Here is a 23192-nt window from a genome sequence, read left to right on the forward strand (position 1 = left end):
TTTTCATTATTTTTCGATAGAGATCAATCAATTTAAAAGGGGCGAAGGACAATGAAAATAAAACACAAATACGCATGGGCATTTGCTACGGCTTTAGTTGTGGCACCTTGTGTGGCGGTCATTCCGACTCAAGCGGCTGTAATGCCATTTGTAGATATTAAAAAAAGCGATCGTGACATGGAGCTGTACAATGCAGTAAGCGAACTGTACAGCAAAGGAATCGTATTTGGTACAACGTCTACAACATTTAGCCCTTATCAACAATTAACACGAGGGGAAGCAGCTTATTTTTTAGCACAAGCACTTCAATTACAAACGTCCAATGTTGAGAATCCAAGCTTTAGCGATGTTCCAACTACACATCCATACTATGGACCAATTGCAGCACTTGCAGCGAATGGTATTATCCAAAAAGGTACGCATTTTAATCCAGATGCTTCGATTAAACGTAGTCAAATGGCCAAAATGTTGACATTGGGCTTTCATTTAAAACAAGCAACATCATTAACTGCTCCTTTTACAGATTTTACAAAGGATGCTGAAACCGATCGTTATATTCAAACGTTATTAGATTATGGCATCACACAAGGGACTACCACTACGACATTTTCACCATATATGGATGTTCGACGTGGTCAAATGGCTTTATTCCTTTATCGCATGTTACAAAAAAATGACGATGACTTATACATTATTGGAGTTGAATAGTAAGACATACATCACTCTTAGGAAAGAAGTACCTTTGAGTGATTTTTTAAAAATCGCAGTAGGAAAAAACAGGTAATAATGGTATGTTTATATATAAGGAATATGGGTAAAGAAAATCAATTATCCGAAAGAACTAGCTGTCATAAACTGTTGAGAAATCGGAAATTAATTAACAACTCCATACATATATAGGAGGTAGCTATGTTAAAAAAAGTATCTAGTATTGTCGGAATGTCGCTTATTTTGCTGGCTACTCCATTTGCATTACCTCTACCAAATAGCTCGAACGTTGCGTTAGCGGCAGAGGAGGCAAAGGATATTTCGCCTTCACATTGGGCGAGAAGCTCGATTCAGCACATGTTAGATAAGCAATATATGACAACATATGAGGATGGTACGTTTAAGCCAGAGCAAGCAATAACAAGAGCAGAGGCAGCAGCGGCCATTGCCCGTTCGATGCAACTGAAGACGAGTGTGTCTGCTAAGCCTAATTTTGTAGATTTACAAGCAGATCATCCATTTTATAAGGAGATTTGTGCACTAGTAGAATTAGGGATATTGCAGAATGGTGATTGCTTTAATCCAGATGCACCATTGAAGCGCATGCAAATCGCTAAAATGTTAACGCTTGCATATAAAATTGAGGTGGATTCTCAAAATAATAGTAAGTTTAGTGATGTTACGGATAGCCATTGGGCAAAAGATTACATTGAATCACTTGCAGATGTCGGTATTATTAAAGGGGTCAACGCGAAACAATTTGCACCTAATCTTTTAGTAACACGTGCGCAATTTGCATCTCTAGTGGAACGAAGCTTGGACTTTACAACGACGCTAACAAATTATGAAATAGCCTATGACTATTTATCAAAGTCTTATATTCCGACAAAAAACTACTCAGCAACGTTGTCTAATGAAGTGTTAAATTTAGTCAATAACGAAAGACAAAAAAGGAAGCTGCCGATACTTACCTATGATGGAGCTTTAACACAAGTTGCCGTTATTAAGGCACAGGATATGGTGAATCGACGTTATTTTGAACACGAATCACCTTACTACGGCATGCCATGGGATTTAGCTACTTTATTTGATTATCCATATACGAGTTTAGGAGAAAATATAGGTAGAAATATTCCAACCCCTGAGGCGGCTGTTAAAGCATGGATGGCATCACCATCCCACCGTGAAAATATTTTGAGAGAAAATTATACAAATACGGGAGTAGCTATTGCAGTCGATAGCAAAGGGATTTACTATTGGGTCCAGCTATTTTCCAGTCAATAACTAGACTAGAAAGCAGTAATTGCCTGAGGGATACGAAAGTTCATAGCATATGGCTACTAAAGGAAGCTCTACCAATAATGGTGGAGCTTTTTATTGTACGATGGAGAGGAGGAATAGACGATGAAATATACTAAAAACTATATTGATAACTACTTTCATAACATTCACGAATATAGTTCTATGGCTGAGTTGTTTCTTATTGCATATGGTGAATTAAAAGAACAAAACAATTTGCCTGATTGGTTTGTTGAATTAAGAGAGATGATGAATTGGCAATCTCAGTCAAATAGATCGGGCGTTTGGACATATTATGAAATAGTCAATAATTCTTCAGCCACTACACTTATAAGTAAACTAAAAGGAAAAGAAGAAATTGAAATTCTTCCTATATATAAGATGGGGCTAAATAAATATAATGACGAAACGATTATGGAGCATATTGATAAATGGATTTCGGAAAATGAAGAGAGAATTTATCGATATATAACTGCTATATTGATGAGCAATAAAGACTGGTTTTATAATATCTAACTTAAAACGAACAAGCAGGACATAGCATTAATTAGAATGTTATGTCCTTTCACTTGGATAAAATTCAAGCTCCTTAGACAGTAAAATTAATTTTGGATTTTCTCACTTTAAATTTAACATCCCTTTTTCTGATAGTATTCGACTTTGTATGTCTGTATTTGTTGAACGATTTTTAAAGGAATGGACCCTTTTTTTGCGGAATTTATGTATATATAAGAGATGGATGTCATGTCTACTATAGCCGTATAAAGCGTTCCCACCAGCGAATGTAGAATTATAAAGTTAAGGATATTTTCGTGTAAAATGCCAATGACTCAATTTACTTCTGAGAGGGTGATGTTATGTTAAATGGTGAAAAGTTAGTACAATCTATAATTATTTTATATGGAGACTTGCTACAAGTAGAAGTCGCTTATTTTACTGCTAAAGGTAAAATTTTAGCAACAGATGAGTATAGAAAAAGAAAAGGGGAGCAAGTGCATTTACCCTTTTTCCAAAAGTACTATTCCGAGCCATTTCAATACGTGCAAAGACCTGGAAAAATGAAAACATGCTCTGGGTGTAGGTTTCAAAACAATTGTCCTTCAAAAGTAGAAATACTGATGAATTTAGTTAAAGATGATCGGCATTTTGGGTATTTAACGTTTGTAAGTTTTACAGATGAAGGGGAAAGAAAATTATCTACTGAACAAAAGAAATATCAATACTGGTTAGCTCGTTTAGGGGAAATAGTGATTAATGTTCTAAATAACGAGGGGTCTTATTTATTATTTGAAACAAAAAAAGGATTTGATACAAAATATGTACTTGGAGATGCACCTTATTTGCAATTTATTAAAACCAAACTAAATAGTATTGCAAATAGTTCCTCGTCCATTGTTATCACTGGAGAAACAGGTACTGGTAAAAGTTTACTAGCTAATCATATTCATTCAAACAGTATTACGCATAAAGGAAAATTTGTAGAGTTAAACTGTGCTAGTATTCCAGAAACTTTATTTGAGAGTGAATTATTTGGCTATGAGGAGGGTGCATTTACTGGCGCAAGGAGAAAAGGAAAACAAGGTTATTTTGAAATTGCAGATAAAGGTACCTTATTCCTTGATGAAATTACCGAATTACCGTTGCATCTTCAAGCTAAACTATTATCAGTTTTACAGAATGGACTTATTTATAGAGTGGGGGCAATAGAGCCTAGAAAGGTAAATGTAAGAATTATTGCTGCAACAAATAAATCTTTAGCTGAAATGGTGAAAAAAGGAGAGTTTCGAGCAGATTTATATTATCGATTAAATGTGATTCCTTTAACGCTACCACCATTAAAAGAAAGAAAAGGTGAAATGGAGTACTTAATTTTTACATTACTAGAAAAAATCCAACATAAAACAGGTAAATATATTAACGATTTTACAGACGAATTTTTAGAAGAATTGAATGCTTATGATTGGCCAGGTAACATAAGAGAATTAGAAAATGTTTTAGAATATAGTATGGTCATGGAAGATTCATTGCAATTAACAAAAGACAGTTTACCTGGCTATATAATTGAGCATAATAGGATGCAACATTCTCACGTTACGCCTCCAAAATTATTAAGAAATATGGAAATGGAATTAATCAATCAAAAGTTATCTGAGTACGGAAATGATGCTGCGGGCAAGGAGCGTCTTGCAGAAGAGTTAGGCATCAGTACAAGGACGCTTTATCGAAAATTAAAAAGTAATTAACAGGCAGTCGACTCCCACTACGGGCGGCATCATCGCACTCTAAATTGTTTGAGTGCCTGACACTTAAACCTACTATGCTATATGTACAGAAAAAAAGAGATGCTCATTTGAGCATCTCTTTCTGACTATACAGTTAACCTTTTAATCGGATAACTCGCCGTCACGCACGATATATTATATGTTTAAATAATAGCATATATGCTTTAACTATTAAAGAAAAAATCACAACTCTATGGATAGAAGGCTAGTTGCATTTCCCTATACTAAGCCAATTAGAAAGTTTGTTTTCTCCCATTCTTTCGAATATTTTCATCATTAACTGTCTTTCTCTTTTTGAATTACATCTTTTATAATAAAAATCATTCATCAACTTCCTTATGTTTTTTAAATCTTCGAATTGAGAAATAACTAACAAAGTATCATAAAGTTTTATTTCATAAAAAGTAGGTAATCCCCGGATATTTGATTTTGGTCTCAATCCTAAATCATTAATCATTCCTGCATCTATTCTTATATTATTTGCTGTACGGTATCTATTAACCAGTTGGAAATGTGCACAAGTATTACGTAAGTCAATAAAGATTCGTATTGAATTAATAAATTTTTGTTTATCTATGTACTTCATTCCCATATCTTCAATGACTTTTTCAAATACGTCCTTTTCATAACCTAATAAAAGTTTGAATACAGCACCAAATTCAAGTACTTTAATTAACATCCAAAAAGGCGGAGAATCATAAGTAGACAAAAAAGTGTATTTTGCCTTGCTAAACTCAATAAAGGTTCTATACGTAACCCCGTTATATCGAATGTTAGTTTTAAATATTTTATGATTCCTAATAGATTTAGCAATATCGCTAGGTAAACTTAAATGATTATTAGCCGGATTTGTGTAATTGCTCAAATTAATGTAACAATCTGCATCGGCAGCAGTTCGAAAATATTTTTCGCAAAATCTGTATGCCATTGATGTTTTTAAGCGAGTTTCAAATTTATCTAAAAGTTTTAATAGCTCAATGTTCAATTTTTTATCTAAATCATACAACAATAAAAAATCCTCAAAGTAATATCCTTCGAATTCTTTATCTATCGCTTTATCGTCCTTTAATAAAAGTGTTTCAAAACCATTAATTAAATCAAAATAGTTTTTTTCTAATAAATGACGTTTAGCTTTTTGTTCATCTCTAATGATTAATTTTCTTCCTTTTAATAAAGCAATTTGTTCATCTAAAGATTTAAATGTTTTAGTTACGTGTAATCGGTTGCTCATTTCATCGCCCCTATATTCTCTCTATAGTATTATACTAGTCATTTTCTTAGACTTTTATTCTACATTTTTATTTGAATTTCTATTTTATTTTTCAATTTCTTGTTTTATTTTGTAGATAGTTGTCTTTGAAACCCCTGTAACTCTCTAAGTTTGAATACACTCTTGTATTTAAGATAGGCATATTGATTGCTGCAATATCAATTTCATTTTTCTTTTCTTTAATTCATTCCTCCTACCTTTTCTATTTTTAAAATTTATTTATCTTCAATTTTTATATTTTTATGCTTATTTTATCAGAAAGCTAAATCATTAAGACTTCTTCTAAAGGAACTATTAGATAGTTCTTAATTAATCTCATTAAAAAACTGAATATTATGACAAAAATAACATTTGAATTGACAAATGTGTCAAAAAATACTGATGAATTATTTATGAATCTCGTAAAATCAGCTTTTTTAATTTGGCATGGTTTTTGCATTATATACATTGAGAAACAAAAAAGGGGGTACATTTATTTGCTAGATTACTTCGAATTAGGTGGGAAGATTGCAGTAGTAACAGGGGGAGCTTCAGGAATAGGTCTTGCAACCGCTAAATTGCTAAGTGAGGTAGGGACGAAAACAATTATTCTTGATATCGATCAGCAAAAGGGAATGGAAACAGAAGAAACATTGCGAGCTGCGGGCTTAGATATTGAGTTTGTAAAGTGTGATGTCACAAACTCACAAGATTGCCAGCGTGTGGCGGGGTTACTTGAAGAAAAGCATGGAAACGTCGATGTGCTCTTTAATAATGCAGGCATTATACGTAGAAAAACAGTTGTAGATTTAGATGAATCTGATTGGGATGCTGTCATTAATGTTTCATTAAAAGGCGTTTACCTACTTTCTAAATATTTGATTCCACTTATGCGGAACAACGGAGGCGGCAGTATTATCAATACTGGTTCTGGCTGGGGACTAAAAGGTGGAGACAAAGCGGCATCTTACTGTGCTGCGAAAGCAGGGGTTGTAAATTTAACGAAAGCTATGGCTATCGACCATGGATCAGAGAACATTCGCGTAAATTGTATTTGCCCTGGAGATACAGATACGCCGTTACTGCGTGGGGAGGCAAAACAATTAGATATAGAGGAGTCTAGTTTTCTTCGTAGTTCGGCTGTAGATAGACCATTGGCAAGGTTGGGCACACCTGAAGATATTGCGAAGGGGGTATTATTCCTTGCAAGTGGTTTATCTGCTTGGGTTACTGGAACGACATTAACTGTTGATGGTGGCGGCTTAGCATAAAAAATTTTAGGAGGTAATTTACATGAGTAAAAAAGTTCATCCATACATTCCAAATATGGTACCCGAAGTAAAACAAGAAATGTTAGACGAAATAGGAGTGCCTTCCATTAAAGAACTCTATTCTTGTATTCCAGAGGATTTGCAATATAAAGGAACAATGAATATCCCAAAAGCTTTAAATGAATTGGAGTTACGACGACATATTGAAGGTTTATTAAATAAAAATATAAGTACGAATGAATATCTTAACTTTTTAGGGGCTGGCTGCTGGCAACATTTTATACCAGCAGTATGTGATGAGGTCAATCAACGAGCTGAATTTTTAACTGCTTATGCGGGAGAACCATATGAAGATCATGGTCGTTTCCAAGCTTTATTTGAATACCAAAGTCTTATGGCTGAACTTGTTGATATGGAAGTAGTGAATGTGCCAACGTTTGATTGGGCTCAGGCTGCAGCTACATCGATTCGTATGGCTAGTCGTATTACGAAACGTACTAAGATTTTACTCGCTAGTACAGTTTCGCCTGAGCGAAAAAAGATTATAACAAACTATGGTACACCGCAATTAGCATTTGAAGATGTGAATTTTAATCTTAATACAGGGTTAATGGATTTAGCCGATTTAGAATCAAAACTATCTAATGATGTTGCGGCGATTTATTTTGAAAATCCATCCTATTTAGGATTTATTGAATCACAAGGGCAAGAGATTTCAAATCTTGCAAAAAAATTCGGTGCCATAATCGTAGTTGGAGTTGATCCCATTTCACTTGGAATACTAGCACCACCGAGTCAGTATGGTGCTGATATTGTATGTGGAGACCTTCAACCACTTGGGATGCATATGAATTATAGTGGAGGGCAAGCAGGGTTTATTGCGACACATAATGATCCGAAATTCGTTAATGAATACCCATCACGATTGTTTGGTATTATTCCTACGGTAAAAGAAGGAGAGTATGGTTTTGGTGACATTGCATATGACCGTACATCTTTTGCAGATAGAGAAAATGGTAAAGAATCTGTTGGTACGCAAACAGCTCTATGGGGTATTACAGCAGGTGTTTATTTATCGTTAATGGGACCAAATGGTATGTACGATTTAGGGCAAGCAATCATGCAAAATAGTCAGTACGCTGTGATGCAGCTTAATAAAATTCAGAACATTAGAGGTTCGAGAATGACATCACCTTTTTTCAAAGAATTTATTATCGACTTTAATGATACGGGATTAACTGTAGAAGAAATCAATACGCAATTATTAGAGCATAAGATCTTCGGAGGAAAGAATCTCTCGGAAGAGTTTCCACAATATGGGCAGTCGGCTCTTTATTGTGTAACAGAAGTGCATACGAAAGAAGATATAGACAAACTAGTAAGTGCTTTAGCAAAAATTGTGACGAAATAACGAGACAGAAAGGAGCATTAGCATGTTAAAAATTCAAAGACAATCTGTAAATATAGATTTTCATCAAGCCAAGTGGAATGAACCTATAATTTTCGAGCTTCATCAACCAGGTGAAGTTGGAGTTGAAGTACCGCAAGTTTCACAAGAAGTGATAGATGTAGTAGGTGATGGTATTTCAGTTTTACCGCAAAATATAAAGCGAGCAAGTAAGCCGAGCTTACCAGAAATCGGGCAAGCCCGTGTCTTACGCCATTATGTTCGACTTTCACAAGAAACATTAGGTTCAGATTTTAATGTAGAAATTGGTCAAGGGACTTGTACGATGAAGTACATCCCGAAAATTAATGAGCTATTAATTCGGAATCCTAAACTAATGGAATTACACCCACTACAAGATATTCGTACTGTACAAGGAATGTTAGAAATTATTCATAACATGGATTTAGCGATGCGTGAGATTTCAGGAATGGATGCATTCTCTTTCCAACCGAGTGGAGGTACACAAGCTTTATTTGCCATGGCATCGATTGTCCGTAAGTATTTTGAAGTAAAGGGCGAGGCAGAGCAACGTAATGAAATTATTACAACTATTTTCTCTCATCCATCTCAAGCTGCAACGGCAGTTGTAAAGGGATATAAAATTATTACCTTACACCCAGATGAAAATGGATTCCCTGATATTGAAAAGTTAAAGGCAGTTGTATCCGAAAGAACTGCAGGCTTTGTTGTAGCCAACCCAGAAGACACAGGTATTTACAATTCGAAAATTAAAGAATTTACGAAGATTGTACATGATGCAGGTGGTATTTGTTACTACGATCAAGCGAATGCAAACGGGTTATTAGGCATTACACGTGCAAAAGAGGCGGGCTTCGATATGTGTTTCTTCAATTTACACAAAACATTCGCAGCGCCACATATGTGTGGTGGTCCAGCAACAGGTGCATTAGGCGTAACTAAGGAATTAAAGCCGTTTTTACCAGGACCTATTGTCGAAAAAAATGGGGATCAATATGTGCTAAATGATCAATTAGAGCATTCAATTGGAAAAGTGCGCGCTTTCCATGGGGTAGCACAAACTATTTTACGTTCGTATGCATGGATTCGAGCATTAGGGCAAGAAGGGCTTAAAGCAGTGGCAGAAACAGCTGTGCTAAATAATAACTATTTATATAGTAGAGTTTCCAAAATTCGTGGCGCAAGTGTGCCTTATGTACAAGGGCAACGGTTGGAACAAGTTCGTTATAGTTGGGAGCAACTGGAGAAAGAAACAGGTGTTACAACAGAGGATGTACAGCGTCGCATGACAGACTTTGGTTTACATTACTGGACAAGTCATCATCCGTACATTGTGCCTCAACCATTCACATTAGAACCAACAGAATCCTACTCTAAAGCAGATTTAGATGAGTATATCCAGGCACTTGAACAAATTTCAAAGGAAGCATATGAAAATCCAGAAGTAGTGAAAAGTGCACCGCAAAATAGTACCATTCATCAATTAATCGAAGCTGATTATTTAGATGACCCTACAAAATGGTGTATTTCATGGAGGGTATATCAAGAAAAGGTGAAAAATGAAGCGGAAATAACAAGTTATAACCGTTAGGGGGGAATTTGATGACGACAAGGCATAGTAGCTTAGAAAAGAAGAGAGTAGTCATTACAGGAGGGGCAAGTGGTATAGGATTAGCCACAGCACAACGTTTTGTCGAAGAAGGATCTATCGTAGCCATTTTAGATATTAATGAAGACAGTATTGAAAAGTCTGTAAAAGAAAACAAAGGAATTGCTAAAGGCTATGTAGTGGATGTTAGTAACCATGAAAGTGTAAACGCTGTCTTTAAAACCATTAAAGAGGATTTAGGTGGAGTGGACGTTTTTATAGCAAATGCAGGTATTAGCGTTCGCTCTCAATTTCTTGATATTACGCCAGAACAATGGAATAAAGTATTAAATATTAATTTAAATGGTGTCTTTTATACGTCACAAGCGGCTGCAAAAATCATGGTTGAACAGGGGAAAGGCGTTATACTCATGACAGCCTCTACAAATGGAGTTACGGGACATCCGTTCTATGCGGACTATAACGCTTCAAAAGCAGGCGTCAATTTATTAGCAAAAACGATGGCATTAGAATTGGCACCACACATTCGAGTGAACACAATATGTCCTGGATATGTATTAACACCGATGCAAATGGCTGAGTATACACCTGAAATGTTAGCGGCTGTAAATGAAGGCATTCCTTTAAAGCGGCATGCAGATCCAAAAGAGGTAGGGGCATTGTATGCCTTCCTAGCTTCAGATGAATCAGCTTACATTACGGGGCAAACAATTGCCATTGATGGTGGAGAATTAGCTTAATCATAAAACGAGGGGGATTGGTATTTATGAAGAAAAGTCTATTCTATTTGTTATTGGTGATTGCTGCATTGATGGTTGCGTGTTCAGAAAAAGATTCAAATAAAAAAATTGAAACAGCTGCAAATAATAAAGAACAAGAAAATAGCGCTACATCGGAAATGAAATTAGTGAATGATGGGAAGCTAACATTTGCCATGAGCGGTTTACTAAAACCATTAAACTATAAGGAAAATGAAAAATTAGTTGGCTTCGATGTAGAAATTGGAAATGAAATTGCAAAAAGAATAGGTCTTGAACCGAACCCTGTGACAAATCCATGGGAAACGATTCTCCAAGGACTACGAGGAGAGAAATATGATGCCATTATTGGAAGTATGACAGCTACTGAGGAGAGAGCAAAACAGGTGGACTTCTCAGACCCATATTATATTTCAGGAGCTACAGTCTTTATCTCAAGTAAAAATACAGACATTAAATCTTTTGAAGATTTAAAAGGAAAAACAATCGGTGTTATGCAAGCGAGTACGTATGTTGAAGACGCAAAAAAATATACAGATAAAATTAAAGAATTCCCTAGTGAGATATATGCATTACAAGACCTTCCTCCAGGACGTCTAGATGCCGTTATTACAGATAAAATTGTAGGCATTTCAGCGATGAAAGAATCTGGGTTAGAAATTGAAACAGTAGGAGAAGAAATTAAAAGAGAAGAAATTGCGGTAGCTATTAATAAGGATAATCAAGTGTTATTAGATGCAATAAACAAAGCAATAGCAGATATGGTGGCAGACGGCACTTATAAAGAAATAAGTACAAAATGGTTTGGCAAAGATTTATTAGAATAAACAGACTGTATAAATTATTTTACCTAGTTGAATAGAAAAATACTAGGTAAAATAATTTGAATATTCTTAAAATTTTCTTCTGTACCAAAAACACTTAAAGAGGTTAGGTGATTTTTATGGAGTTTTTAACGAATATAGCCTCGATATTCCAAAAACATGGAATCGAGTTTTTAAAAGCTACTATTTTAACAGTGGAGTTAACGGTTGTTTCTTTATTAATTGCCTGTGTTATTGGACTTGTTTTTGCCTTCTTCAAGGTTTCAAATATAAAGATATTAGAAAAAATAGCAAACGCTTATATTTTTATTATTCGTGGTATGCCACTTATAGTACAACTTATGTTTTTATACTACGGCATTTCTAGTATATTTGTTCTTTCGGATTTTGCAGCAGGTGCTATTGCACTTGGAATTCATTCTGGAGCTTATATTGCTGAAATCTTTCGAGGATCCATTCAATCAATCGATAAGGGACAAATGGAAGCAGGCCGCTCTTTAGGAATGACGTATTTTAAAACAATGAGACGAATTATTTTGCCACAAAGCTTTAAACGAGCTATACCAGCATTAGCAAATCAATTCATTATTGGATTAAAAGACTCTTCTTTAGTAGCCTATATTGCTGTTTCAGAATTATTTAACCATGCCTTATCCGCTCAAGCGTACAATTATATGCCTTTAGAAACCTACTTTGTAGTAGGTGTATATTACTTAATTTTAGTTCTAATATTCACACTGTTGTTCAATAAACTTGAAAGCCGAATGGATGTTGGAAAGGGGAAAAAGCATGATAAAGTTGAAGTCGCTTTCTAAATCATTTGGTAAATTGAAAGTTTTAAAGGATATAAGTCTTGAAATCGATAAATCAGAAGTAGTTGTTTTAATTGGAGCAAGTGGCTCGGGAAAAAGTACGTTGTTACGTTGTATAAATTTTTTAGAGATTTTAGATGAAGGAACTATCAGCATTAATGATGAAATGATTGATATAGAAAAAACGAATTTAAATAAAGTTAGAGAAAATATGGGTATGGTATTTCAACACTTTAATTTATTTCCTCATTTAAGTGTTTTACAAAATATAACTGAAGCACCTATCCAAGTGAAAAAGCAAAGTAAGGAGGAAGCGAACAAAAAAGCAATGGAGCTATTAACGAGGGTTGGGCTTGCTGATAAGGCTAACTATTATCCTGAACAATTATCTGGAGGGCAAAAGCAACGAGTAGCCATTGCAAGAGCACTTGCGATGAACCCAAACGTTATGCTGTTTGATGAACCTACATCGGCGTTAGATCCTGAATTAGTTGGTGAAGTATTAGAAACAATGAAAAGTTTAGCTAGGGATGGGATGACAATGGTCATTGTAACGCATGAAATGGGCTTTGCAAGAGAAGTTGCGGATAGAGTCATTATGTTAGCTGATGGAAAAATAATTGAGGAAGGGCCTCCCTCCGAATTTTTTAAAACGCCAAAGGAAGAGAGAACAGCGAAGTTTCTACAACAGGTTTTATAATCATTATTTCAAGTTAGGAGTTGTGTTTAATGTTAAAAACGTATGATGAAGTATTAAAAGTGACGAATGATCTTGTCAATATTGAAAGTATCGTCAATACTGAAGGCGAAATCGATATATCAACAACACTTGCTAAAACAATTGCTAACCTACCATACTTCCAAAAACATTCGGACTATGTGTTTACATCACAAACTGTAGATGATGAGATTGAGAGATATAACGTATTTGCTTTTGTAAGGGGGACAAAAGAAAGTAGCGCTAAAACGGTTGTCTTAATGGGTCACACCGATACGGTAGGTATAGATGATTATAATAGCTTAAAAGAAAAAGCCTGTTTTCCTAATAATCTTCAAGAAGCATTAAAAAATGAAAAGCTTCCTCCGTTAGTTAAAGAGCATTTGGAATCAAATGAATGGTTATTTGGCAGAGGAACACTAGATATGAAAAGCGGTGTAGCCAGCAATTTTTATCTTTTAAAGTATTACTCAGAGCACCCAGAAGAATTAAAAGGAAATATTGTATTTTTTGCTGAATGTGATGAGGAAGATAGCTCGCACGGAGTATTATCAGGCTTAAATGATTTAAAACAACTTAGAGACGAATATGGATTTGAGTATGAAGCGTTAATAAATTCGGATTTTGTAGCTCCTAGATATGAAGGCGATGAAAATAGATATATTTATAAAGGCAGTGTCGGGAAGCTGCTTCCTTCATTTTATATAACTGGAGCTGAAAGTCACGTGGGCTCAAGCTTTGAAGGACTTGATCCTAACTATATTGCAGCAGAGTTAACTAGACAAATTGCATATAATCCTGAGCTATGCGATAAATCATTAGGTGAAACGCCTATGCCGCCAGTAACGCTGAAGCAAACGGATTTTAAAGAAACATATACTGTTCAAACAGCACTTGCTTCCTATGTATATTATAATTTCTTTGTGCAATCATGGTCCCCTAAAGATGTTCTTGATAAGTTGAAAAACCAAGCAGAAATTGCCTTTAATAATGTAGTGGAAAATTTAAATAATCATTATAAGCGGTATTGTGAAATTAGTGAACAGGAATATACAAAATTACCTTGGGAAACAAGGGTGTTATTTTATGAAGAACTAGAGCAATCAATTATTTCACAAGCTGGTGAAAGTTATAAAGAGCATATGAAGAAATTTAAAGAAAACTTATTGGCAAATAAAGAACTAGATGTACGTATGTTTTCAGCGAGAGTTGTAGAAGAAACTTGGAAATGGGCAAAGGATAAAAGCCCTGCTATTATTCTTTTTTATTCGTCACTATATTCACCACGCGTAGAGGTGACTGGTAAAAATCAAAAGGAAAAGAATCTATTAATCGCTTTAGACTATGCTATCGAAAAAGTGCAACCACATTATAATAAGCCGATTGTCCAAAGAAATTACTTTCCTTATATTTGTGATATGAGCTGTGTAGCAATTAATGACGATGAAGATAGCATTCAATCCGTTATTAACAATAACCCAAGTTGGGGGACAAAACATTTTGTTGATTATAAGGCCATTAGGGATATAAATATTCCAGCAATTAATATTGGACCGTATGGTTATGATGCACATAACAGATACGAAAGAACGGAATTAAAATATACAATGGAAATCATGCCTAATTTAACGAAACTAGTAATAGACAAGCTACTTGGTTCATAAGCCAGTTATAATCACTGATACTGCATTAGAAGTGCCTTCAGACTATAAACAAACTCGAGCAATTTCGAGTTTGTTTATAGTTTTATTAAATTGTTTGGAAATTGTTTGAGTGCCTGACACTCAAACAAATTTTTTCGAAAGGTTGTTTTATTTTAGATTGTTTATTCTATATACAATAAGAAAAGGAGGTGATTTTAAGAAAATAATAAAATCGTTAAAATAATCATAAGATAGAGAAACTAGGTTTAAGGACAAATGGTTTATTTTGAAAAAGAACTTACACTCTTTTTTTTACTCGAAATAAGAACATATGCTCTTTTTAAAATTTGGAAGCGAATGTATGCTTCTTAAAAGGAGTGCTTTGGATGTTGGAAAATAAAAGGGATGATGAAGAAAGAATTAAAAAATTTGAAGGTGAAAATCAACAGCTAATAAATAACGAGTTGGTAATTTCCTTTTTGAAAATACCAACTAACAAAGAAAAGTACATGGATACCATAATAAACCCAACTACGGAGAATATGAAAGAATTAGATATGTTATTTAAACATTTTTATTTTAAAATTCGCTTTATTTCTCATATTTCCTCAACTCTAAAGTTTAATTCAATTAATTTCGACAAAAAATTGAGACTTATACAATCTAGATTTTCTCTTACTTTAGACGCCAAGATTAATGCTAATGAAGGACAAGAAACATTTCTCGATTTAATAGCTGATGAACAAGCTGAAGGCCATTTTAGTGAGGTCAACTTAAAGGATAACTTAGATGATTATGTAATAAGCCCGATATTGTATGATGCATTAAATTCGCTGACAAAAAAGCAAAAGGAGATAATTAGTCTAGCTTATGCAGAAGGTTTAAGCGATACGGAAATTGGACGAAGATTAAATAAATCACAGCAAGCTGTCTCTAAGACCCATAAAAAAGCTTTGGAAAATATGATGATGTATATTAAAAATCATGGGGAAAAAAAGGGGGATTTCTGATGATAACAGAACCATCTGATTGGATCATGATAATCGGAAATTTTGGTTTTCCAATAGCAATAACAGTCTACCTTTTCATTAGATTCGAAAAAAAAATTGAAAATCTTGAGTTAAGCATTAATAAATTATCGGACCTTATTAAAAACGTAAGAAAGGACTGAAGGGAGATGTCACAAGAATTAATTGCCTTAGTAAAAAAATCAAAATATGATGATAAAGCTTTATTAACTGTAATTAATTATTTTGAGCCTATAGTGAAACATTGTCTTTATCAAACCCATCCGCATTTTAGAGAGGATTTACGTCAGGATTTACTTATTAAGCTCATCAATACTATACGAAAATATGATGTGAATTCCGTCCCAGGATTTTGGGATTTGAAGAAACGATATAATGAACAAAATAATTAGGTTGTTTTCATCTTTCATAAATAAAATCGTAGTGGCATAGCCAAGTGGTAAGGCAAAGTTTGTAAAACCTTTTTCTCGGTTCAAATCCGAGTGCCACCTAAAGTCGTTAGAAATTGTTTGAATTATTTGAGTTGTTTGAGTGCCTGGCACTTCAACAGGCACTCTATTGTAACAAAGCATGGCTAATATTACAGGAATGTTACAAAAAGCCGCAATACCCATTAATTAATACCCATATTTTAACGTTGATAAACCACAAAGTGTTGGTATATCAGCTTTTTTTTTACTTTTAAAACCGTTACACAATTGAAAAATTAAAATACCTTCATTTGTGATAGTCTATGTATAGGCAAAAAAGTTCCTTGAGAGGGGTATAACAAACTTATGAAGAAAAAATGGTTATTACCGATTTTTGCATCTTTTATGTTATTTTCAACAATTCAAATAGATAACGCTGAAGCGGCAACTGCAAATGAAGTTACTGAAACAGCGACGAAATATTTAGGCATTCCTTATGCATATGGTGGTACAACTACTAGCGGATTAGATTGCTCTGGCTTTACTTCTAAAGTCTTCAACGATTTAGGCATTAAACTAAACCGTACATCAAGCTCTCAATATCAGCAAGGTACAGCGGTTGCGAAGAGTGATCTAAAAGTTGGCGATTTACTTTTCTTTAACACGAGTGGTAGTGGTATCTCACATGTAGCGATATACATAGGTGACGGTAAAATGATTCACTCTCAAACAGGTAAAGGCGTTAGCTATTCTAATGTAAACGATCCATATTATTGGAGTTCTCGTTACGTTGGTGCTAAACGTGTAGCAGATTTTGACGCAGAACAACAAGCTGAAGTGACAAAAGTAGCGACTGCTGAAGTAAAAGACGCTGCAATTGACTTTTCAGTATATGCTTCACGTGCTGAAGTTGCTGTACAAATTGCAAAAGCTTTAAATTTAGATACATCTGATAAAAACACGTCATTTGCAGACGTAAAACCTACTTATGCACATGCTGGTGCAATTTCTGCTGTAGCGAAGTTAGGAATTTTTACAGGTGATGATCACGGCAAATTTAATCCTTCTTCTCCAATGACTCGTGCACAAATTGCAAAAGTTTTAGTAGTTGCTTTTGGTCTTGAGCATAAAGGTGATGTTGTGACATTTGCTGATGTTCCTGAAAACTATTGGGCAACAGAATATATTTCAATTATCGCATCAAATGGTATTACATCAGGTAAAGATAACGGCAATTTCGGCTATGATGAAATGTTAAAAATTTCTCAGCTTGAAACATTTATCGAGCGCGCTAAGCAAGTGAATAAGTAATCAATTTCTACTTCGCTTCGGACAAGGGCTACGTTTGAAGTGAAGCAATGCATGGAAGTTCTTTTAAATAACGTATAAACGGAGGAGAGTTTGCACTTGCAGGCTCTCTTCTTTTTATGAATCTATATGAAATGGGGTGATATAAAAAAATGTCGAATAGTTACAATCTATGATAGTTTTGTATGTGAATTTTTGTTAAAATGAACACAATAACACGAGAACATGAAGGGAGGAAATAAGACATTGTACTTTAAAAAAATCAGTCTTATATTATGCGTCTTATTCATTTCAGCTTCTATGTTTACGATACATAGTGCAAATGCTAGTGGTGGTTTTGAAGATGTACCCCAAAAGCATGAAGCTTATGAAGAGATCAATTATTTAGTTAGTTTAGGTGTTATTAAAGGGTACACGGAAAATGGTAAAACGTATTATAAGCCTTATAATAACGTGACACGCGGACAAGTTGCAAAAATGGCCGTTGTTGCTTCTGGTAACAAACCATTAGTTGTCAATAAATCCAATTTTTCAGATGTAACAGTTGGTACCGAGCTTTCAGGCTACGTTGAACGTGCTATACAGCTAGGATACTTTAAAACAAATACAACAGGTCAGTTTTTACCGAACAAGCCTCTAACTCGCGATGAAATGAGTTATGTATTAACAAAGGCATTTAAGCTTGACGCAAGTGAATACGAAAATATTGATTCTCCTTTTGTTGATGTAGGTATTACACATCCCTACGTTCAATATATCAATACGATTTACTATAATGGTATTACAAAAGGAAGCGGTCAAAACTATAATCCAAATAGCCAAGTAACACGTGCACAATTTGCATTATTTGTTGCTCGTGCTAAAAGTGAAAAATACCGTTTAGAGTTACCTGTAAAAGGTGTTACTGTTCCTGATACAACACAGGTTATCGGTTTAATTCAAGTGACAACAGATGGCTTGAATATTCGTAAATCAAAAGACTCTTCAATTAGTACTAACATTGTAGGTACTGTCGATAAAGGTGGAAAACTATCAGTCTATGCAGTTGAAGGAGACTGGTTAAAAGTAACATATAAAGGTGCATTTGCTTATATTTATAAAACGTACGCACAATTTTTAGATGCGGACGGTAATGCGTTAGGAAAAATCCAAAAAGAAGTGAAGACAACACAAGGTATCAATCTTTATGTGAAGGCTACTTCATCTTCTAAAACAATTTCAACAATCAATAGTAATGTTAAACTGCCTGTCTATAAAACGGTTAATGGCTACTATTTAACAGTAGTAAATGGTTTACCAGGTTATATTGTTGCAAATAGTACAGAGGATGTGGAAGTAGAACAACCTTCTATACCAGATCCGACTCCACCACCAGTGGCAGGAGACTTACTAGGTCGCGCAACTGTTGATAGTTTAAATGTCCGCAAAGAAGCGAACTCAACTTCTACGGTACTATGTAAATTAAGTAAAGGCGACTATGTGCATGTTAACAGCATTAGTGGCTACTGGGCTCAAATTACTTTTGATGGACAAACAGGCTATGTGCATAAATCTTACTTAAAACTATTAAACCAAAGTGGTAATGCACTGAAAAATCGTATTATCATCCTTGACCCTGGTCATGGTGGTAAAGACCCTGGAGCTGTAGTAGGTTCCACTTCAGAAAAATCTATTACATTAAAAGTTAGTACACTAGTAAAACAGAAACTTGAAGCAGCTGGAGCGAAAGTGTTAATGACTCGTACAGGTGACACATATCCTTCATTGCAAGACCGTGTTGATTTTACCGATGCAAACTTTGGCGAAATCTTCGTTAGTATACATGTCAACTCAGCATCTAGCACCTCTGCACAAGGTACTGAAACATATTATGCTGTAACAACTGGAGATATGTATCAAGAAGATGTTGATCTCGCTACTTTTGTAAATAACCAAATTGTTAATAACTTAAACATGAAAAATCGTGGAGTTAAAGAACAACAATACTATGTTATTCGCAATACATTAATTCCTGCGATTCTAGTTGAACTAGGTTTCCTTACAAATGGTGAAGACCGTGGCAAAATGACAGATGATCAATATATCGAGTTATTTGCTGAAGCTATTTATAAAGGTATTTCTCAATACTACGCAAAACAATAAAACGAAAGAGCTACATCGTTCATATTTTTGAACGACGTAGCTCTTTTTTTATTGGATGAAGGAGATTACAGACAATCTATCAGCGCTAACAATCAAGTTATTTAGCATTTGCATGAAGTGTACGATTTACAAATTGGGCAAAGTTTTGGCGTGTTACCGTGTTGTTTGGTTTAAAAGTTTGATCCGCGTAGCCTGTCGTTATATTTAAAGCAAAGAGAGCTTGAATATCTTTAAAATTGACATGAGATATCGGGACATCAATGAATGTATTTTTAGTAAAGCCTTGTAGCTTAAAGCCCTTTACAAGTGCATGTGCCATTGCTGCACGTGTCATTGGTTGATGGGCGTTAATTTTGCCATCTTCTAACGAAAGAATCCCATAGCGAGCACCTGTGGCTAAAACCGCATAGCCATAATCGCCAGCATTTATATCACTGGCGTTCAAGCTTGCTGAGCTTGAAGGGGTGATACCAAGTGCACGTAATATCATGTCAGTAGCTTGTATCCGAGTGAGTGTGCCTTGGGGGTTAAATTTGCCATTACTACCTTTCACAATGCCTAATGCATGTAAGTTTTTTATGTCATAATAAGCACCATTTGATGTTGATACATCTGGAAAAAATGGGGCAACCTCAATAGACGCCTTATTGGAACCTTTTGTACGTGTGAGCGTTTTAATTTCTGCAATGGTTGCAAATTTTTCGTCAGCATTTTTACGATCATCGCGACCTTCTATGAAGGAAGTACGGATTGTATATGTTCCAGTGGCTAAATTTCCTGGCATAAAAATTTGATATTTTTCCGAGTGGGTACTAATATCTTTGCGGTCAGCATTAGTAGTTGTCGCATCTGCAGCAAGGCCTGGTATATAACGATCATGCCCTTTACCGACAACGTGATCGTTTGCATCGAGAATTTCTACTTTTAGTGTACCGCGGGCTGGCACATTGCCATTGTTTTTAACCGTTACAGTAGAGTAGAAGACGAATTTACCAGATGGCGCTACATAGCTTTGCACACCGTCAGAGTATAGCGAAAGATTGTAGCGACGTGGCACATCACTATCATGATTTTCGGCAACCCAACGTAAAGCGTGCTTCATAAATACTTGAGCGTCTAAGTCGCCTTGTGTTGTAGAGTAAGCAACACCGTTTTCGTTATCTTGCCAATCTGCTTTGGTATTAATAGTAATGTAATCATAAATTTTGAATCCGATTTGTACGACTCTACCTTTGCCATATTCAATAGCATGTGCTGCTCCGAACTCATTTTTCTTCATTGTTTGTGGCTTATCAGTATAATCGTAATTCGAAAAATATAATAGCGGTGACGCAGAGCCACCTTGCCATGGTTTAATGATTTCAACCCACTCACGATCAGATTTTTTAAAACTTAGTTGGCTTTTGCCGAGCTCGTTAGTAGCATTTTGGATAATTGGATGAACTGAATTGTTATTGCTAATTGTTCCGTTACCCAACACGATATCGTCGATAAAGCGTGAGTTGAAAACTTCTGATAGGTTATCCCATTCCATGACCCATGAGTCGACATCATAGATTAACGGAGAGAGGTCCATTTGGCCAGCCTTTGGAAATTTGGCAGACTCGTTACGAGCTGTTTGGAACGCAAAAATGGCACCGCCACCGTTGCGAACGTACATTTTGACATTTTCGCGTTGTTGATGGTTCATCATGACCGTATAAGGAAAGACGATTGCATCATATTGGCTTAAACTTTCTAAGCTATTTAAGTCCTTTTCGTAAATTTTCTCTACATTGAAGCCTTGTTGCTGATATAAAAGGAAAGCTTTTAGCTCTTTGTTGTATGTAGAGCTATAATCGACCTTTGGAGATACAGTTTGTCCCTCATATGTACCACCAGGGTGTGTGGCGTTGGCATATTTCTCGCTACTTTCAGAGAAAACGATGCCAATTTTTTGTGTTGTAGCTTGAGCTTGCGTCGGTAATAGGAATACAACAAGCAAACAAGCGCAGACTGTAATTAATGAAAGAAATAACTTCAATAAATCCACATCCTTGTTTTGTATTTTTCTCAAAAATAGTATTACTTCATTTCATCATACACCCAAATAATTACTGAATCGTAGAGATTTAGGTGAAAATGAAAAATTTGAGCATTTTTATGTAAAATCCATAGAATACTTTCTATAAGTCTATCCGTATTTATGATATAATAACCTTTGTTTTTGTAGGGAAAACTAAAGAATATAATAGTGAATAACAACTATTGATTCACGATAGAGGAGGGCAATAACATCTATTTAGATGTATTACATGTATGAATAAACTGAAGCAAGTTTTCGCAAAGGTCAATAAGATTGATACGTTTTCACCGTATTTCTTTTTACCTTTTATATTAGTACTATATTTCTTTACAAGTCTATTCGATTTCCATCGATTTGAATTATTTAACGTTCGTGTATCAATTTTGCCAGCGGTACTAGTAGCACTTGTTTGCTATTATATCGGTGTTTATATTATTGATAAATTACAATGGACAATCCCATCATTTGGGCTATCTTTCTTAGGTAAATATGTTATCCACATTGTTGTATTACTAACTATAATCGGTTTAGCTTCTTATTTAATGATGATTTTTGGTGGAGGTTTAGGGATTTCAGATGAATCGAATCGTCGTAATCTCGATCCAAAACTAAACTTCTTCAGCCAATTATTATGGTATGGAATTTTACTGTTATTATCTTACAAAATGATTTTAGAAAAGCATATGACATGGAAGAAAGCAATTGTATACGGCACGATCTTTGCTGTTGTAATGTTCTTGTTCCTTTTAATGGGTTATCGTACGCCATTAATTATTATGCTATTTACTGGAATTATTATTTTCCACTATGTTGTGAAACGTGTAAAATTAACTTGGTTCCTAACAGCATTATTTGTAATCGGTGTTGCGTTCTCGATGTTTGGTTTCTTACGAGTAGTAACAGAAGATACAACGAAAGAATTCAATAATCGTGATCAACCAGATGTTGAATTGACAGAAACAGAAAAAGAAAAGCTTTTAACTGTTGAGCAAAAAGTAAATTTAACACCTAAATGGATGCGTTCTATTAATGGTGAAAGTGTGACAGGTCATATCGTTTTAAGTAAAATTATCGAATACACGCAAGAAGAAGGCTATTTAAAAGGCGAAATTCACAAAGGGATCTTTAATACGATTCTTCCTGGTGAGCAAATTTCACCTCGTATGAAGGTGACGGAAGTTGTGAACTCATTGAGCGTGGAAGAAGGTAAATATATTACACGTCCAACAAGAACAACAACACCTACCTTTATCGGACAACTATTCCTAGATGGTGGCTATGCGCTTGTAGCAATTGGCTTCTTATTATATGGTGTATTAATTTCATTAATCTATAATAAAGTTAAACAAGGTGGCATCCGTAGCTTCCACTCAGTAGCCTACGCATTTGTCATTACACTGTTTACAGTGTCGATGCACACAGGCTTACTTGATTTAATCTTTATATTAATGTTAGGTTTTGTAGTAATTGCATCAGCAATTATAAAAACAGAGCAAAGAAAACTTCGATACTAACAGTAAAGGGCTGCCCTATTAAGGACAGCCCTTTTATTATTCCTGCATAGGGGGAGTGAATCGCGGAATTCCAGCGTCATACCGCGGAAAAAAGGTGCAGAATCGCGGAATTCCAGCGTCACA

20 protein-coding genes and 1 tRNA gene are annotated in these 23192 nt (G+C 35.0%); 19 read left to right on the forward strand and 2 right to left on the reverse strand.

Translation table 11 applies throughout. The features are described from left to right. The first annotated feature begins 51 nt into the window (after positions 1-51). From FH508_RS02980 to FH508_RS02995, 4 genes are all read left to right on the forward strand, one after another. A complete protein-coding gene (locus FH508_RS02980; RefSeq protein ID WP_173479721.1) occupies positions 52-708 on the forward strand; it encodes an S-layer homology domain-containing protein in 657 nt (218 codons plus the stop codon). Between the two features lie 201 nt (positions 709-909). Next, positions 910-1992 carry a CAP and S-layer homology domain-containing protein gene (locus FH508_RS02985; RefSeq protein ID WP_173479720.1) on the forward strand — a complete coding sequence of 361 codons (1083 nt, stop codon included), beginning with the start codon at positions 910-912 and terminating at the stop codon, positions 1990-1992. 120 nt (positions 1993-2112) lie between these two features. After that, positions 2113-2523 (forward strand): hypothetical protein, encoded by a 411-nt coding sequence (locus tag FH508_RS02990; RefSeq protein WP_173479719.1) that lies wholly within the window; start codon positions 2113-2115, stop codon positions 2521-2523. Positions 2524-2864: 341 nt separating this feature from the next. Further along, positions 2865-4250: a sigma-54 interaction domain-containing protein gene (locus FH508_RS02995; protein ID WP_173479718.1), complete on the forward strand. Its 1386-nt coding sequence runs from the start codon at positions 2865-2867 to the stop codon at positions 4248-4250. 244 nt (positions 4251-4494) lie between these two features. On the opposite strand, the gene FH508_RS03000 is transcribed toward FH508_RS02995, so the two are convergent. After that, positions 4495-5520 (reverse strand): Abi family protein, encoded by a 1026-nt coding sequence (locus FH508_RS03000; RefSeq protein WP_173479717.1) that lies wholly within the window; start codon positions 5518-5520, stop codon positions 4495-4497. 515 nt (positions 5521-6035) lie between these two features. On the opposite strand from FH508_RS03000, the gene FH508_RS03005 reads away from it, so the two are divergent. The 14 genes from FH508_RS03005 to FH508_RS03070 all read left to right on the forward strand — a co-directional run bounded on the left by FH508_RS03005 (position 6036) and on the right by FH508_RS03070 (position 19490). Beyond that, positions 6036-6809, forward strand: a complete 774-nt coding sequence (locus tag FH508_RS03005; protein ID WP_139860248.1) for an SDR family NAD(P)-dependent oxidoreductase — start codon at positions 6036-6038, stop codon at positions 6807-6809. Between the two features lie 22 nt (positions 6810-6831). After that, on the forward strand, positions 6832-8220 hold the full coding sequence (gene gcvPA, locus FH508_RS03010; RefSeq protein WP_139860246.1) for an aminomethyl-transferring glycine dehydrogenase subunit GcvPA: 1389 nt from the start codon (positions 6832-6834) through the stop codon (positions 8218-8220). A 22-nt stretch (positions 8221-8242) separates the two neighbouring features. Continuing rightward, entirely contained in the window at positions 8243-9829 is a 1587-nt protein-coding gene (gcvPB, locus tag FH508_RS03015) for an aminomethyl-transferring glycine dehydrogenase subunit GcvPB (protein ID WP_173479716.1), read from the forward strand. Between the two features lie 11 nt (positions 9830-9840). Next, positions 9841-10587, forward strand: coding sequence for an SDR family NAD(P)-dependent oxidoreductase (locus FH508_RS03020; protein ID WP_173479715.1), 747 nt, complete (start codon positions 9841-9843; stop codon positions 10585-10587). A 26-nt stretch (positions 10588-10613) separates the two neighbouring features. After that, positions 10614-11432, forward strand: a complete 819-nt coding sequence (locus FH508_RS03025) for a transporter substrate-binding domain-containing protein (protein ID WP_173479714.1) — start codon at positions 10614-10616, stop codon at positions 11430-11432. A gap of 116 nt (positions 11433-11548) precedes the next feature. Further along, on the forward strand, positions 11549-12244 hold the full coding sequence (locus FH508_RS03030; RefSeq protein ID WP_173479713.1) for an amino acid ABC transporter permease: 696 nt from the start codon (positions 11549-11551) through the stop codon (positions 12242-12244). Further along, entirely contained in the window at positions 12219-12941 is a 723-nt protein-coding gene (locus FH508_RS03035; RefSeq protein WP_173479712.1) for an amino acid ABC transporter ATP-binding protein, read from the forward strand. Before FH508_RS03030 ends, FH508_RS03035 begins: the two co-directional genes overlap by 26 nt. Before the next feature lie 29 nt (positions 12942-12970). After that, positions 12971-14623 carry a M20/M25/M40 family metallo-hydrolase gene (locus tag FH508_RS03040; RefSeq protein WP_173479711.1) on the forward strand — a complete coding sequence of 551 codons (1653 nt, stop codon included), beginning with the start codon at positions 12971-12973 and terminating at the stop codon, positions 14621-14623. A gap of 365 nt (positions 14624-14988) precedes the next feature. Continuing rightward, entirely contained in the window at positions 14989-15612 is a 624-nt protein-coding gene (locus FH508_RS03045) for a sigma-70 family RNA polymerase sigma factor (RefSeq protein WP_173479710.1), read from the forward strand. Then, positions 15612-15773: a YvrJ family protein gene (locus FH508_RS03050; protein WP_173479709.1), complete on the forward strand. Its 162-nt coding sequence runs from the start codon at positions 15612-15614 to the stop codon at positions 15771-15773. Before FH508_RS03045 ends, FH508_RS03050 begins: the two co-directional genes overlap by 1 nt. Before the next feature lie 6 nt (positions 15774-15779). After that, entirely contained in the window at positions 15780-16022 is a 243-nt protein-coding gene (locus FH508_RS03055) for a helix-turn-helix domain-containing protein (RefSeq protein WP_173479708.1), read from the forward strand. A gap of 31 nt (positions 16023-16053) precedes the next feature. After that, positions 16054-16121 (forward strand) — tRNA-Tyr (locus FH508_RS03060). 285 nt (positions 16122-16406) lie between these two features. Continuing rightward, the gene (locus tag FH508_RS03065; RefSeq protein WP_139860780.1) at positions 16407-17351 is read left to right on the forward strand and encodes a C40 family peptidase; all 945 of its coding nucleotides are present in this window, start codon (positions 16407-16409) and stop codon (positions 17349-17351) included. A 243-nt stretch (positions 17352-17594) separates the two neighbouring features. Beyond that, on the forward strand, positions 17595-19490 hold the full coding sequence (locus tag FH508_RS03070; RefSeq protein ID WP_228134366.1) for an N-acetylmuramoyl-L-alanine amidase: 1896 nt from the start codon (positions 17595-17597) through the stop codon (positions 19488-19490). Positions 19491-19587: 97 nt separating this feature from the next. Here FH508_RS03070 and FH508_RS03075 read toward each other — a convergent pair whose 3' ends face one another. Then, complete coding sequence (locus tag FH508_RS03075; protein WP_173479707.1) at positions 19588-21513, reverse strand: S-layer homology domain-containing protein; 1926 nt, start codon at positions 21511-21513, stop codon at positions 19588-19590. A gap of 275 nt (positions 21514-21788) precedes the next feature. Here FH508_RS03075 and FH508_RS03080 point away from each other — a divergent pair, with 275 nt between their 5' ends. Then, positions 21789-23069, forward strand: coding sequence for an oligosaccharide repeat unit polymerase (locus tag FH508_RS03080; protein ID WP_173479706.1), 1281 nt, complete (start codon positions 21789-21791; stop codon positions 23067-23069). The last annotated feature ends 123 nt before the right edge of the window (positions 23070-23192 follow it).

Origin of the sequence: Lysinibacillus sp. CD3-6, from assembly GCF_006351725.2 — a bacterium.
In the GTDB taxonomy this organism is placed as follows: Bacteria; Bacillota; Bacilli; order Bacillales_A; family Planococcaceae; genus Lysinibacillus.